This is a genomic window from Allobosea sp. P2_A10, from assembly GCF_056405115.1.
In genome coordinates this window covers 239040-252625 of record NZ_JBFUCS010000005.1, presented here as the reverse complement: position 1 = coordinate 252625, position 13586 = coordinate 239040, and the positions used below count along the sequence as shown (strand labels likewise).

Annotated in this window: 11 protein-coding genes; 5 read left to right on the top strand and 6 right to left on the bottom strand. The window is 66.0% G+C overall.

The genetic code is table 11. The annotated features are described in order from the left end of the window. Positions 1–93 precede the first annotated feature (93 nt). The 3 genes from araD to AC1DZY_RS10225 form a co-directional block, all read right to left on the bottom strand. Positions 94–1827, bottom strand: coding sequence for an L-arabinonate dehydratase (araD, locus tag AC1DZY_RS10235; protein WP_476819999.1), 1734 nt, complete (start codon positions 1825–1827; stop codon positions 94–96). Between the two features lie 155 nt (positions 1828–1982). Then, positions 1983–2900: a dihydrodipicolinate synthase family protein gene (locus AC1DZY_RS10230; protein WP_476819998.1), complete on the bottom strand. Its 918-nt coding sequence runs from the start codon at positions 2898–2900 to the stop codon at positions 1983–1985. Next, positions 2890–3594, bottom strand: a complete 705-nt coding sequence (locus AC1DZY_RS10225; RefSeq protein ID WP_476819997.1) for a GntR family transcriptional regulator — start codon at positions 3592–3594, stop codon at positions 2890–2892. The genes AC1DZY_RS10230 and AC1DZY_RS10225 overlap by 11 nt, the downstream gene beginning before the upstream one ends. Before the next feature lie 226 nt (positions 3595–3820). Between AC1DZY_RS10225 and AC1DZY_RS10220 the strand changes: the two genes are divergently transcribed. The 3 genes from AC1DZY_RS10220 (at position 3821) to AC1DZY_RS10210 (ending at position 7335) form a co-directional block, all read left to right on the top strand. Beyond that, positions 3821–4792 carry a Bug family tripartite tricarboxylate transporter substrate binding protein gene (locus tag AC1DZY_RS10220; protein ID WP_476819996.1) on the top strand — a complete coding sequence of 324 codons (972 nt, stop codon included), beginning with the start codon at positions 3821–3823 and terminating at the stop codon, positions 4790–4792. 166 nt (positions 4793–4958) lie between these two features. Continuing rightward, positions 4959–5675 carry a ribonuclease activity regulator RraA gene (locus AC1DZY_RS10215; protein ID WP_476819995.1) on the top strand — a complete coding sequence of 239 codons (717 nt, stop codon included), beginning with the start codon at positions 4959–4961 and terminating at the stop codon, positions 5673–5675. A gap of 157 nt (positions 5676–5832) precedes the next feature. After that, positions 5833–7335: a methyl-accepting chemotaxis protein gene (locus tag AC1DZY_RS10210; protein WP_476819994.1), complete on the top strand. Its 1503-nt coding sequence runs from the start codon at positions 5833–5835 to the stop codon at positions 7333–7335. 10 nt (positions 7336–7345) lie between these two features. Here AC1DZY_RS10210 and AC1DZY_RS10205 read toward each other — a convergent pair whose 3' ends face one another. Further along, positions 7346–8371 (bottom strand): NAD-dependent epimerase, encoded by a 1026-nt coding sequence (locus AC1DZY_RS10205; protein ID WP_476819993.1) that lies wholly within the window; start codon positions 8369–8371, stop codon positions 7346–7348. Between the two features lie 457 nt (positions 8372–8828). After that, positions 8829–9524 (bottom strand): DUF2161 domain-containing phosphodiesterase, encoded by a 696-nt coding sequence (locus AC1DZY_RS10200; protein WP_476819992.1) that lies wholly within the window; start codon positions 9522–9524, stop codon positions 8829–8831. Positions 9525–9732: 208 nt separating this feature from the next. Here AC1DZY_RS10200 and AC1DZY_RS10195 point away from each other — a divergent pair, with 208 nt between their 5' ends. Next, entirely contained in the window at positions 9733–11283 is a 1551-nt protein-coding gene (locus AC1DZY_RS10195) for an ABC transporter substrate-binding protein (protein WP_476819991.1), read from the top strand. A gap of 34 nt (positions 11284–11317) precedes the next feature. After that, complete coding sequence (locus tag AC1DZY_RS10190; protein ID WP_476819990.1) at positions 11318–12664, top strand: MmgE/PrpD family protein; 1347 nt, start codon at positions 11318–11320, stop codon at positions 12662–12664. Here AC1DZY_RS10190 and AC1DZY_RS10185 read toward each other — a convergent pair. Further along, positions 12651–13568: a LysR substrate-binding domain-containing protein gene (locus AC1DZY_RS10185; protein ID WP_476819989.1), complete on the bottom strand. Its 918-nt coding sequence runs from the start codon at positions 13566–13568 to the stop codon at positions 12651–12653. The two genes, AC1DZY_RS10190 and AC1DZY_RS10185, sit on opposite strands and share 14 nt — an antisense overlap. Positions 13569–13586: the final 18 nt, after the last annotated feature.

The window sequence follows — 13586 nt, the reverse complement described above, 5'->3', positions numbered from 1 at the left end:
CCGGCCATCTCTGAAACCAGAGCGAACTGGTCATGAGATTCTCGGGGCAAGCCCGAGAATGACGCGCTTGGTTCTCGGCGTCCGTGCGCAGTCTCAATGGATCTCCGGCTCGGCCACCTTCGCGGTGCCCTCAAGATAGTCGAAGTCGCAACCCTTATCGGCCTGCCGGATATGGGCGGCAGACATCTTGCCCCAGCCGCGCGGATAATCACGGTCGGGCGGTGTCCAACTCTTCAACCGCGTGGCGATCTCCGCATCGCTGAGATTCACCGAGATGGTGCGCGCCTCGACATCGACGCTGATGATGTCGCCGCTGCGCACGGCTGCCAGCGGGCCCCTGATATAGGCCTCGGGCGCGACATGCAGGACGCAGGCGCCGTAGCTGGTGCCGGACATGCGCGCATCGGAGATGCGCAGCATGTCGCGCACGCCCTGCTTGAGGAGCTTCTTCGGGATCGGCAGCATGCCCCATTCCGGCATGCCGGGACCGCCGACCGGGCCGCAGTTCTTCAGCACCATGATGTGGTCGGCGGTGACGTCGAGATTCTCGTCGTTCACCGCCTTCATCATGGCATCGTAGTCCTCGAAGACGATGGCCGGGCCCGAATGCCTGAGCAGGCGCGGTTCGGCGGCGGAGGGCTTGATGACGCAGCCATCGGGCGCGAGGTTGCCGCGCAGCACGGCGAGGCCATTGGCGGTCGAGACCGCCTTGTCGAGCGGGCGGATGACGTTGTCGTCATAGACGGTGGCGAGCGCGATCGTCTCCGAAATCGGCTTGCCGGTCACGGTCATGGCGTCGGTGTGGAGCTTGCTCTGCAACTGCTTGAGCAGCGCGGGCAGGCCGCCGGCATAGAAGAAATCCTCCATCAGGAAATCGCCGGAGGGGCGCAGGTTGGCGATGACGGGAACCGTGCGGGAGAACTTGTCGAAATCGTCGGGCGTCAGGCTCACGCCGGCGCGGCCGGCCATGGCGATCAGATGGATGATGGCGTTGGTCGAGCCCGCCACCGCCATGTGCACGGTCAGTGCGTTCTCGAAGCTCTTTCGCGTCAGGATGCGGTCGGGCGTCAGGTCTTCCCAGACCATCTCGACGATGCGCTTGCCGGCGGCAGCCGCCATGCGCGGATGGGCTGCGTCGGCGGCGGGAATGGCGGAGGCTCCCGGCAGCGTCAGGCCCAGCACCTCGGCATGGCTCATCATGGTCGCCGCCGTGCCCATCGTCATGCAGGTGCCATAGGAGCGCGCGATGCCGCTCTCCATGTCCTTCCACTGGTCTTCGGTGATGTTGCCGGCCTGCTTCTCGGCCCAGTATTTCCAGACATCGGCGCCCGAGCCCAGGATCTTTCCGGCCCAGTTGCCGCGCAGCATCGGGCCGGCCGGCACGAAGATGAAGGGCAGGCCGGCGCTGCATGCGCCCATGATCAGAGCTGGCGTGGACTTGTCGCAGCCGCCGAGCAGAACCGCCCCGTCGAGCGGATGGGAGCGGATCGATTCCTCCGCCTCCATCGCCAGGAAGTTGCGATAGAGCATGGTCGTGGGCTTCTGATACTGCTCGGAGGCCGACATCACGGGGATTTCGACCGGGAAGCCGCCCGCTGCCCAGACCGCCCGCTTCACGGCCTCCGCGCGGTCGCGCAGATGGGTGTGGCAGGGATTGATCTCGGACCAGGTGTTGAGGATGCCGATCACCGGCTTGCCCATGAACTCCTCATGGCCGAAGCCCATCTGCAGCGCCCGCGAGCGATGGCCGAAGGAGCGTAGGTCGCTCGTGCCGAACCAGCGATGGCTGCGCAGGGTTTCCGGCGTCTTGCGGGGGTGGGAGGTCATGGCGTTTCCTTGGGCGGTCTTCTGGTGTTGGTATCGGGAACACCGTCATGCTCGCCCTTGTGGCGAGCATCCACGTCTTCATCACAGGGCTCGGCGACTGAAGACGCGGATGGTCAGGACAAGCCCGACCATGACGGGGGAGGCGATAGGCCGCGTTACTCAGCCGCCGCGCGCATTGCGCCCCAGCCGGCGACGATGGCGCGCAACTCGGCCCGCTCGGCATCATTGAGCTCCGGCAGGCCCGGCAGGCGGACGGGGCCGACATTCGTGCCCAGCAGGCCAAGCGCCTCCTTGACCACCGTCACGTTGGCGCCATTGCCGTATTTCGTCCGCATCGTCTCGAAGCCGGCGATGGCGCTGACCTCGGCGCGCGCCGTGGCGTAGTCGCCGGCCTCCAGCGCCCGCCAGATCGCCAGCGATCGTTCCGGCGCGACATTGACGAGGCCTGAGGTGAAGCCGCGCGCGCCCAGCGCATGGAATGGCGCGGCCCAGCCTTCCGCCAGCCCGCAGATCCAGTTGGCGCTGGTGCCCGCGGTGGCGCGAACGCATTCGGCCAGCAGCATGACGTTGGTCGAGGCGAATTTGACGCCGGCGACATTGGGGTGGGTGGCGACCCGCGCAAGGTCCTTCAGCCCGATCGCGTCCGAGCGGATATAGGCCACGACCGGCAGGTCGAGCGCCTCGGCGATGGCGACGATATAGTCGGCCTGCGATTGCGGCGCGGCGAAGGGGTCGAGCGGGTGGTGGACCATCACCGCATCGCAGCCGGCCTTGGCCGCGAGCTTTCCGGTCGCGACCGCTTCCCGCAGCGAGCGGCCGATACCCGCCGTGACCAGCGCCTTGCCGGCCGCGGCTTCGGCTGCGACCGCATGGCTGCGTACGACCTCGTCGGTCGTCATCGGATAGAACTCGCCGGTATTGCCGGCCGAGACGACGTTGTGGATACCGGCTTCGGCGATCCGCCGGACGATTTTGCCCGTAACCGCCCAGTCGGCCTCGCCGTCGCTTTTCCATGCCGTGACGTGCACGCCGGAGATGCCGCGCAAGCCGCTGCGAATTTTGTCACTCGTCATAGTTCAACCCTTCCGCATCGGCGCCGAAGACCTGCCGCACATGGGCTTTCGCCGAACGGACGATATGGCGGCGCATTCTCGTCTCGCTGAGCCCGGCGTCGCGCCCGGCCAGAGCCTCGTAGATCGACCTGTGTTCCTCAAAACCCTGGCGGCGTTCGTCCGGCTCGGCCAGCAGCGCGATGCGCTGGGCATGGTCGTACATGCGCTGGCCGTCGAGCCGGCGTTCGAGATAGCCGCAGCCGGAGATGCGGTGGATCGCGCCATGATAGGCCTCGTTCAGCATGACGAGATCCTCCAGCGCGCTGTGCTCAGTCGCATGCGCCATCTCCTCGATCAGCCTTGCCATCTCGGCGATATCGGGCGCGCCGATCCGGTTGGCGGCGATATGGGCCATGACGCTTTCGAGCGCGGCGCGTCCCAGCGCCATCTCCAGAGCCTGCTTGGCGGAAAACTCGACGAAGACGCCGCGCCGTGCCTCCGTGCGAACCAGTCCCTCGCTTTCGAGCTTTCGGATCGCGTCCTTCACCGGCGTCGTGCTGACGCCGAGCATCTCGGCAAGATGGCGCTCGTTCAGCCGTTCGCCGTTCCGGAAGCGCCCGGCGACGATCGCGCGGCGCAAGCGCTCATGGACATGTTCGCGCAGCGAACGCAGCAGGTGCGGCGCAACGGGTTCGATGGCGATCGGTTCAGGCATGTCGGTCCCGAGGCGGCTGAGCTGTCTCCGGGAGGTTAACCCCGGTCAGACGTGCTGGCGACAGCATCGCCGCATCAAACATCACAAACGGCAAGGACCGGCAAGTCTGAAATTTCAGATTTCAATTCTGGAATCCCATGCTATGTCGGTGGTCATGAGACCCGGAAACAGGGTCGGGCCGGCGCAATGCGCGGCCGAGGGAAACGCACGAACGGGAGATGTTCAGATGTCTTTGAGCCGACGCTGCCTGCTTGCCGCCACCGCGTGCCTGATGGGCGCCTCGCTGGCGCAGGCCCAGACGGCCTATCCGTCCAAGGTCGTGACCATCGTCGTGCCATTCGCGGCGGGCGGCACCACCGATATTCTCGGCCGGCTTCTGGCAGAGCGGCTGAGCGCGCGGATGGGCGGGCGCTTCATCGTCGAGAACCGGGCCGGTGCCGGCGGCAACACCGGCGTCGCGGCCGTCGCGCGCTCCGAGCCCGATGGCTACACGCTGACCATGGGGACGGTCTCGACCCATGCGATCAATCCCGGTGTCTACGCCAAGATGCCGTTCGACCACATCAAGGACTTCGCACCGATCTCGCAGGTCGCGAGCGTGCCCAACATCCTGATGGTCAACATCGATCTGCCGGCCAAGACGGTGCCGGAACTGATCGCGCTGCTGAAGGCGAACCCGTCGAAATATTCGTTCGGCTCGTCGGGCGCCGGCACCTCGACGCATATGGCGGCCGAACTGTTCAAGGTCGCGACCGGCACCGAAATGGCCCATGTGCCCTATCGTTCGAGCGGGCAGGTGACGCAGGATTTGCTCTCGGGCCAGATCCAGGTGTCCTTCGACAACATCACCATCGCCTGGCCTCATGTCGAGGCCGGCAAAATCAGGGCCCTGGCGACAGCGACGCCTGAGCGCCTGGCTGTCGCCAGGGACCTGCCGGCGCTGGCCGAGTTCATTCCCGGCTATGCCGCGACATCCTGGCACGGCTTCTTTGCTCCCTCGGCCGTGCCCAAGGAGATCGTCGCGCGGCTTTCGACCGAAACGCAGGCGATCATGCGCGAGCCCGGCACGATCGAGCAGATGAAGAAGCTCGGCGTCGATCCGGTCGGTTCGACGCAAGAACAGTTCACCGCCCATATCGCGTCCGAGACCAAGCGCTGGGCCGAGGTCGCGCAAAAGGCGAATGTGAAGATCGAGTGATCGATCGCCGTTTCCCAACGCGCCGTCGTCCCGGGCGGAGCGTAGCGGAGACCCGGGACCCATTCCCGAACCGTTCAGGAATGGATCCCGGATCGGCGCGGCTTTGCCGCTTGTCCGGGATGACCCGTTTTGGAATGGCTCGCGCAAGCGGCGAAAGCAGAAGACAATGACGACCACCCTCACCGACGAAAACCGCGCCAAGCTCAAGCGCGTCTCGACCGCGACCCTGACCACGGCGCTGTTCAAGCGCGGCTTCCGAAACGTCTTCATCCAGGACGTCAGGCCGCTGAGCCTGAAGAGCGAGAGCATGGTCGGCGAAGCCTTCACGCTGCGCTATATTCCGGCGCGGGAGGATCTCGACCATCTCGGCATGTTCGAGGGCACGCAGCATCCCCAGCGGCGCGCCGTCGAGGATTGTCCGCCGGGCCATGTCATGGTGATCGATTCGCGGAAGGACCCGCGCGCGGCGTCGGCCGGCGGCATCCTGGTTTCGCGGCTGATGCAGCGCGGCGTCGCGGGCGTCGTCACCGATGGCGGCTTTCGCGATAGCCCCGAGATCGCCGCGATGGCGATCCCGACATATCACAACCGCCCGAGCGCCCCGACCAATCTGATCCGCCACCATGCGCTCGACATCAATGCGCCGATCGCCTGCGGCGATGTCGCGGTCTATCCGGGCGATATCTGCGTCGGCGACGGCGAGGGCGTCTGCGTGATCCCGGCCCATCTCGCCAACGAAATAACGCCCGAGGTCTACGAGCAGACGGCCTATGAGGATTTTGTCGCCGAGCGCGTGCGCGGGGGGCAGGGCATCTTCGGCCTCTACCCGGCGAATGCCGAGACGAAGGCGGAATTCGCCAAATGGCGGCCAGGCTGGTCGTGAGGGCGGATTAACCTCGCCTTGAGCCAATCCGGCTAGTTTGCATGCAGTCCCAACACGCAAACGACAAGCAAAGCTGGACATGGAGAGAACGAGGCAGCCGCGGCAGACGCCGCAGAACGGCGGGCTCCTGACGCGCTATCACGCGTGGATTGGCCGCGTGCTCCGGCTGCCTGTGCTGAACGAGGCGGAGGCGGCCTTGCTGCGGCAGTCGCAGGCCAGCATCTTCACGACGATCCTGCCGCCGATCCTGATCTCGAACGTGCTGGCCGCATGGGTGATCGCGCTTGCGGCGATCTATTATGGCTGGGTTGTGCTGCCTGTGCTGTGGGCGGCAAGCGCCACCGCAATCGGGCTGCTCGGGATCAGGCGCATCGGTCAGATCAAGGCGCGGCAGCGCAACGAGCCGCCTTCGGAACGTTTCGTCGCGCGCATCATCGCCGATTCGGCAGTCATGGCGCTGCCCTGGCTGGCGATCGCCTTATGGCTCAATCCTGGCGTCGCGCCCCAGATGGAGGTGCTGTTCTCGACCATTCTGGCGGGCCTCGTCTTTGCCGGCATCTTCACCATGGCGAGCGTGCCGGCGGCGGCGCTGATGTTCTCGGGGCTGATCATGTTCGGCCGGATGACGCATCTCGCCTTCACCGGGCTCGATCAGGCGCTCGCCAACCTCGCCATGCTGCTGATCTACAGCGTCGTTCTGGTCATCTCGCTGCGGGCGTTCGCTTTGCTGTACATCGAGCGTGTCCGGGCTTCCATGGGCGCGGCGAGCTTGCGCGAGGAGGCGCAGGCGCGGGCGCTGGACGAGGAACGGCGGCGCCAGCAGGTCGAAGCTCAGGCTGCGGATTTCCGCGACGATGTCGGCGATATCCTCGGCGGCTTTTCGCATTCGGCCAGTCGAATGAACCAGGCGGCCGAGGCGCTGCGGACGATCGCACGCAGTTCGCATGAATCGCTGTCTGGAGCGCTCGGGCGCGTCGGCTCGGCCAAGAGCGACATCGCCTCCGTCGCGGTCTCTTCGCAACGACTCACTGATACGATCGGCCTGATCCGTCGGGAAGCTGACGCCACAACGCAGCTCGTGCGCGCCGCAGCGATCGATGTCGCGGCGTCGGTCGCGATCAAGACGGAGCTGACCGGCGCGGTGCGCGACATCGGCCAGGTCTCCAATCTGATTCGCGACATCGCCTCGCAGACCAATCTGCTCGCGCTCAATGCGACGATCGAGGCGGCGCGCGCCGGGCCTGCCGGCCGGGGCTTCGCCGTCGTCGCCAACGAGGTCAAGGATCTGGCGGCGCGCACGGGAGCAGCGACTGAAGACATCGCGAGACGAATCGAGGAGGTGCGCCTGGCGACCGAGCGGTCTCTCGCGGCAGTGATGAACATCAGCAATTCGACGGACGCGATCGTAGGCGCGACGGGCGGCATCGTGGTGGCCGTCGATCAGCAGGCCGAGGCGATCGAAACCATGCTGGCGTCACTGGCGCGCGCCGTCTCGGAAGCCGAGCAGGCGGCGAGTGCGATCGAGCGCGTCACGACCGAGGCCGCACGGACGCTGGAGAACGGCGAGGAGATTTCGCAGGCCGCCGCGGGCGTCGATGGCTCGGCGCAGCGGCTCGACCGGTCCGTGGCGCAGTTCTCGCGTCAGGTCGTGAAGCGCTGAAACCGACGGCTCAGACTCCGTAGAAGTCCCGGTACCACGCCACGAAGCGGGCGATGCCGGTTTCGATCGGCGTATCCGGCCTGAAATCGACCTTCGCCATCAGATCGTCGACATCGGCATAGGTCGCCTGCACGTCGCCGGCCGGCATCGGCAGATGACGCTTGATCGAAGGCCTACCGCAGGCGGCTTCGATCACGGCGATGAAGCGGTCGAGCCTGACCGGGCTGTGGTTGCCGATGTTGTAGATCCGCCAGGGCGCGGCGGCCGTGGCGGGGTCGGGCTTCGATGCGTCGAAGGCCGGGTCGGCGGTCGGCGGTAGCGCGGCGAGCCTGACGATCGCTTCGCTGACATCGTCGACATAGGTGAAATCGCGGCTCATCTGTCCCTCGGCGTAGACATCGATGGGGCTGCCTTCGAGGATCGCCTTGGTGAACTTGAAATAGGCCATGTCGGGCCGGCCCCACGGGCCGTAGACCGTGAAGAAGCGCAGGCCGGTCGCGGGCACGCCGTAGAGATGGGCGTACGAATGCGCCATCAACTCGTTGGCGCGCTTGGTCGCGGCATAAAGCGAGACCGGATGGTCGGCGCCGTCATGCTCGCTGAACGGCGTCCTGGCGTTGACGCCATAGACCGAGCTCGACGAGGCGTAGATCAGGTGCCCGACCGGGACACGCCTGCAGGCCTCCAGCACCGAGAGGAAGCCGTCGAGATTGGAGCGGGCATAGGCGCGCGGATTGTCGAGCGAGTAGCGCACGCCCGCCTGCGCCGCGAGATGGATGACGATGTCGGGCCTGTAAGCCTCGAACGTCGCGAGGAAGAGATCGTGATCGGCGATATCGAGCGGCTCGAAGGAAAAGCCGTTGCGCGGCGCGAGCCGGTCGAGCCTGGCCTGCTTCAGCGTCGGGTCGTAATAGGGGGTGAGGTTGTCGATGCCGAGAACCTGGATGCCCCGGTCGAGCAGGGCCTGCGTGACATGGAAGCCGACGAAGCCGGCGGCACCGGTCAGCAGGACGCGTCGCAATGGGGCATTGGTCATCGATCAGGAATAGCACCGAAAGGCGAAGCGGGCGGGCGCCGGCCCCAGGGGAACGCACCTAGGTTTCGTTCAACCGCCATGCGCTGGCAAGTGCCTGTCGCGGCTGCGCTTGTCGGCGCGACAATGCGATGCCTGTCCTTCAGACGCCACAGGATCGAATCCGAATCAGGAAACAGGCCAGGATGGAGGGGAGTCGCCGTTCGGGATCAATCCATCAATGGCGCGCGATCGGCCAGCTCCAGAAATACCGCAGCGCACGCCAGCCACATGATCATCGTGTAGGCCAACATAGTCTCCTCCGCCCGGTTTTCTTATTGCCGCCGCAACCGCGATTCAGTCTTCTCCATTCCCTGAATTTTTGTCAATTTTCTGCCGCGAAAGCCAGAAAATTCGATGATGCGTTGCAATAGGCCTGTTCGCTGGCGCGGCATGAAACCCGGCCAAAGCGGGCGATCTCTCAGGCCGCGATCGAACCTGCTGAGATGTTATCAGTCCCGTCCGATGGCGACGGCATCCAGCGCGTCAAGGCGGCGCGACCGGCCTCGGTCAAGGCGTAGATGCCGCGATCGGCGCGCTCGAACCAGCCATAGACGTTGCGGCGCAGGATCTTCTGGGCATCGGGGAAGGATCGCTTCAGATCGCGCGGCCGTTGTGGCGCTACCATCATCGCGGCGGCGCAGGCGAGCGCCTGCTGGCGATAGGCCGTCATGACGGGCGCGCGCGTGCCGCCGCCGGCGACGGGATCGCCCTGGCGGCGTTTGTGCTCGTCGACCAGTCGTGAGCGCAGCCTGGCGTTCTTGCGGGGCGTCGGCGCGGCCGGCGAGACCAGAATATCGACGCGGCCCGACGCGGCGACGCCAAGCAGACCGAAGCCGAGATGACGGCATAAATTGCGATAGCGCTTGTCGCTTTCGCGGCCCTTGCCGCGCGCCGAGAGGCAGGCCGCGAGCCAGATCTCGTCGCCCAGGCCCATCCGGTCGACGCCCTGCAGGATGAGTTCGAGATTGAAGCTCAGCTTGAGTTCGCCGATCACGACCAGCCCGGGGTCGTCGTCGCGCAGCGCGACGAGATCGCAGCGCCCGATCTCGCCCTTCACGGTGTAGCCGAGATCTTCCAGGAAGCGCTTGACCGGCGGATAAAGGGTGGTCTCCATGCGGCGTCTCCCGATGCGGCCGATGCGCCGGTCTGTGCCGATCAGCCGCTGAGAATCGATTCTGCGCCGGCAGCGGTTTCGGAATGGCAAACGGTAGGGCCGTGACGATCGGCCTATAACCTGCCGGAATGCGTGGCAGCCGATTTCGACTTTGACAAGCATGGAAGCGCCACGCCAGTTTTTGACTGGCAAAATCAGGGAGAAGTCCATGTCGTTTCGTGATTTGAAGGTCGCGTGCCTGGCCTCTCTGCTCCTGATCGATGTCGCGTCGGCGCAGGAGAGCGTGCTGCAGATCAGCGCCGGCGCGGCCGACATCGCGACGCTCGACGCTCACCGCGCCAGTGCGACCAACGACAAATCGATCGTCGGCTGGATCTATAGCGGGCTCGTCCGCTTCAAGCCGGGCAGCGCCGATCCCAAGGATCTCGAGCCCGATCTCGCCGAGCGCTGGGAGACCTCGCCCGACAGCAAGGTCTGGACGTTTCATCTGCGCAAGGGCGTGAAGTTCCACGGCAAATGGGGCGAACTCACCGCCGACGACGTGGTCTATTCGCTGACCCGCTCGGGCGATCCCAAGCGCTCGACCTTCTCGTCGGATTTCGCCGCCATCGCCGCCATCGACAAGGTCGACGACTACACCGTCCGCATCACGCTGAAGTATTCGGACGCCAGCTTTCTCGGCCGGGTTTCGAACTATCACGGCGGCAACATCGTCAGCAAAAAGGCGGCCGAGGAGCTGGGTGACAAATTCGGCGCGAACCCCGTCGGCACCGGCCCGTTCGCCTTCGCCGAACACGTCACGCAGCAATTCGTGAAGCTCGTCGCGCATGAGGGCTACTATCGCGGCAAGCCCAAAATCGGCACGATCATGTCGCGGATGATCCCCTCCGACAGTGCGCGCGAACTCGCCTTCTCCTCGGGCGAACTCGACGTGATGTACGGCAAGCGCGAGCAGCGCTGGGTCGATTCCGCACGGCGGCGGCCGGGCTTCAACGTCGACATCTTCCAGCCCGGCGAATTCCGGCTGCTGCACATCAACCGCTCCATCCCACCGCTCGACGATATCCGCGTGCGACGCGCCGTGGCCATCGCCGTCAATGTCGACGACCTCGTGCGCTATGTCGGCCGGGATGTCGGTCCAAAGGGCTGCTCGGTGGTGCCGCCGGGCTATCTTGGCGAGGACTGCTCGGTCGGCAGCTACGCCTTCGACACCGCCAGGGCGAAGGCGCTGCTGGCGGAGGCCGGCCACCCCAACGGCATCACGCTGAAGGCCATCGTCTCGAACATCTCGGCGCAGCAGCCCTTTATGGAGATCATCCAGGCCCAGCTCGCCAAGGCGGGGATCAAGCTGGAAATGTCGGTCGTCGACCACCCGACCTATCAGAGCCAGATCCGCAAGGACCTCAGCGCGCTGGTGTTCTACGGCGCGGCGCGCTTCCCCATAGCCGACACCTATCTCAGCGAGTTCTTCCACTCGAAGGCGATCGTCGGAACGCCGACGGCTGCGACCAACTTCTCGCATTGCGCCATTGCGGACGCCGAGATCGAAGCGGCGCGCGCCGAACCCAACGCCGACAAGCAGAAGGCGTTCTGGAAGGAGGCGCAGCGCAAGATCCATGACGATGTCTGCGCGGTGCCGCTGTTCGACCTGCGCCAGGTCTGGGCGCATAGCGACCGGGTCGATTTCGGCTACGAGCTCAAGGGCGCGATGAACCTTGCCCCGCCGATCACCGAAGCCACCACGGTGAAGCCGCGCTGACCCCGGTCGCCCTGGGCTTGGCGGCGGAGCGGCCATGACAGCCCATGTCGTGAGCAGGTTCGCCGAGCATGTCGCCTCAGCGCGGGATCGCGAGCTCGCGCCGCAAGCGCGGGCGGCGGCGATCGCCTGCATTCTCGACCTCGTGACGGCGGTCGTGGACGGGCTCGATGCGCCGGGCGTCGCCGCGGTCCGCAAGGTCGCGCTTGCGAGCCATGGCGCGGGTCCCTGCGCGGTCTGGTTTGCGGGCGCGTCGAGCAGCGTCGCCGGCGCGGCCTGGTGCAACAGCGCAGCCGCTGCCGTGCTCGATCTCGATGACGGCAACAGGCTCGCAAGGGGGCACCCCGGTGCCGCCGTGATCCCGGCCGCCATCGCAGCGGCGCAGGAATGCGGCGCCTCGTTCGAGGAGCTGATCGCCGCCATCGTCATCGGTTACGAGATCGGCGTGACGGTAGGCGCGGCGCGGCGGTTCTACGCCAATACTGGCATGTGGTCCTGCCATGGCGTCGTCGCGGCGGTCGGCTTTCTGCGCCGGACGCCGCCCGAGCAACTGGCGCATGCCTTCGCCATCGCCGGGATGAGCGCGCCAAACCAGCTCCATGTCGGCGGTGGGCCGAAGCAGGTCTTCCCCGTCGGCAGCGATGTGAAAGAGGGCATTCCTTGGTCGACCGTGACCGCGATCAATGCGGTGCTGCTGGCGGAAGCCGGCGCGACCGGCCCGCTGAACCTGCTCGACAGCGAGGCGCACTATGCCTTCGGCGATCTCGCGGGGCTTGGCGACCGCCTCCATATCTGCGGGACCTATTTCAAGTTCCAGTCGTGCTGCCGGCATGTCCACGCGCCCGTCGATGCGCTGTGCGGGCTGATCGACCAACATGGGCTCGATCCGCGCGAAATCGAGGCAATCGAGGTCGGAACCTATAGCGGAGCGCTGCGGCTGGCCAATCCGCCCGAGCCGGTCAATCTCATCGATATCCAGTTCAGCATTCCCTATTGCCTCGGACTTGCGGCGCTGGATGGTCCCGAGGCGCTGCTGCCGCTGACCGATGCGGCGCTGGCGCGCGCCGACGCCAGCGCCTTCGCGAGAAAGGTTACGCTGGTTCTCGATCCCGATATCGAGCGCGTCTTCCCGGCGCAGACGCTGACGCGAATTATCCTGTCATGCGGCGGGCGGCGCTATGAATCGCCGGTGACCGGGCCGCGCGGCGAGGCGAGCGACGCGCCATCCTGGGCCGAGCTGGAGCAGAAATTCCGCATGGCCAGCAGGCTCATGGCGACATCGGAGCAGCAGGAGAGGCTGCTTTCGGTGATCGGCCGCCTGCAACAAGGCGAGGCTGAACCGCTGCTGGAGGCGTTCGCGGCGATGCGGCTCACGCGCCGCTGAGGATCGTGCGCGAGATCTGCTCGGCGGTCTGGCGCGCCTCCTGCAGGAACGCGTCGACGAGCCTTGCATTGCGGCTGTCGCGCAGGCGGCAGAGTTGGAAATCGAGCTGCACCGCCGGCTCGAAGCGCCGGATCGCGAGCTGGCTGCGCAGCCCGCTGACGATCAGCGGGTGCACCAGCGACACACCCAGCCCCGCCGCGACGAACTCGCATAATGTCGGCGAGACATTGGCGACCAGCACGGTGTTGCAGGCGACGCCATGCTCCTTGAACACGCTCATCACGCGCTGGCTGGTGTGGCTTTCGGGATCGAAGGCGATGAAGGGCTCGCCGTCGAGATCCTGCGGCGTGATCACCGTCTTCTTCGCCAATGGGTGCCCAAGCGGCATGATGCAGACGACCGGATGGGCCATCAGCGGCTCGGCGACGATATAGGGGTTTTCGATGGGGAAGATCACCAGCCCGACATCGAGCTGGCGCGTCACCAGTCCATCGGCGATCCATTGCGAGCTGCGCGACTGGATCGAGCAGAACACATTGGGCTGGCGGCGCAGGAAGCCGCAGGTTGTCTGCTGGATGAAGGAGCCCGAGAGCGCCGGCATCACCCCGACCAGAAGCCTGCCCTGCTCGTCGCGCCGGATGGTGTCGACCGCGTTCTCGACCTGGCGCAGGCCGGCGAAGATCCTGTCGATCTCCTCATAGAGCCGCATGCCGCGCTGCGTCGGCGCGAGCCGGCCCTTCAGCCGGTCGAACAGTCTGAGGCCCGTATCCTCCTCAAGATGGGCGATCAGCTTGCTCATCGCGGGCTGCGAGATCGCCATGATCTCGGCGGCGCGGCTGACCGTGCCGTGCTCGATCACGGCCTTGAAGGCCTCGATCTGGCGGAGGTTGATGCGGCGCGGCATGCCATAACCCACACGAAT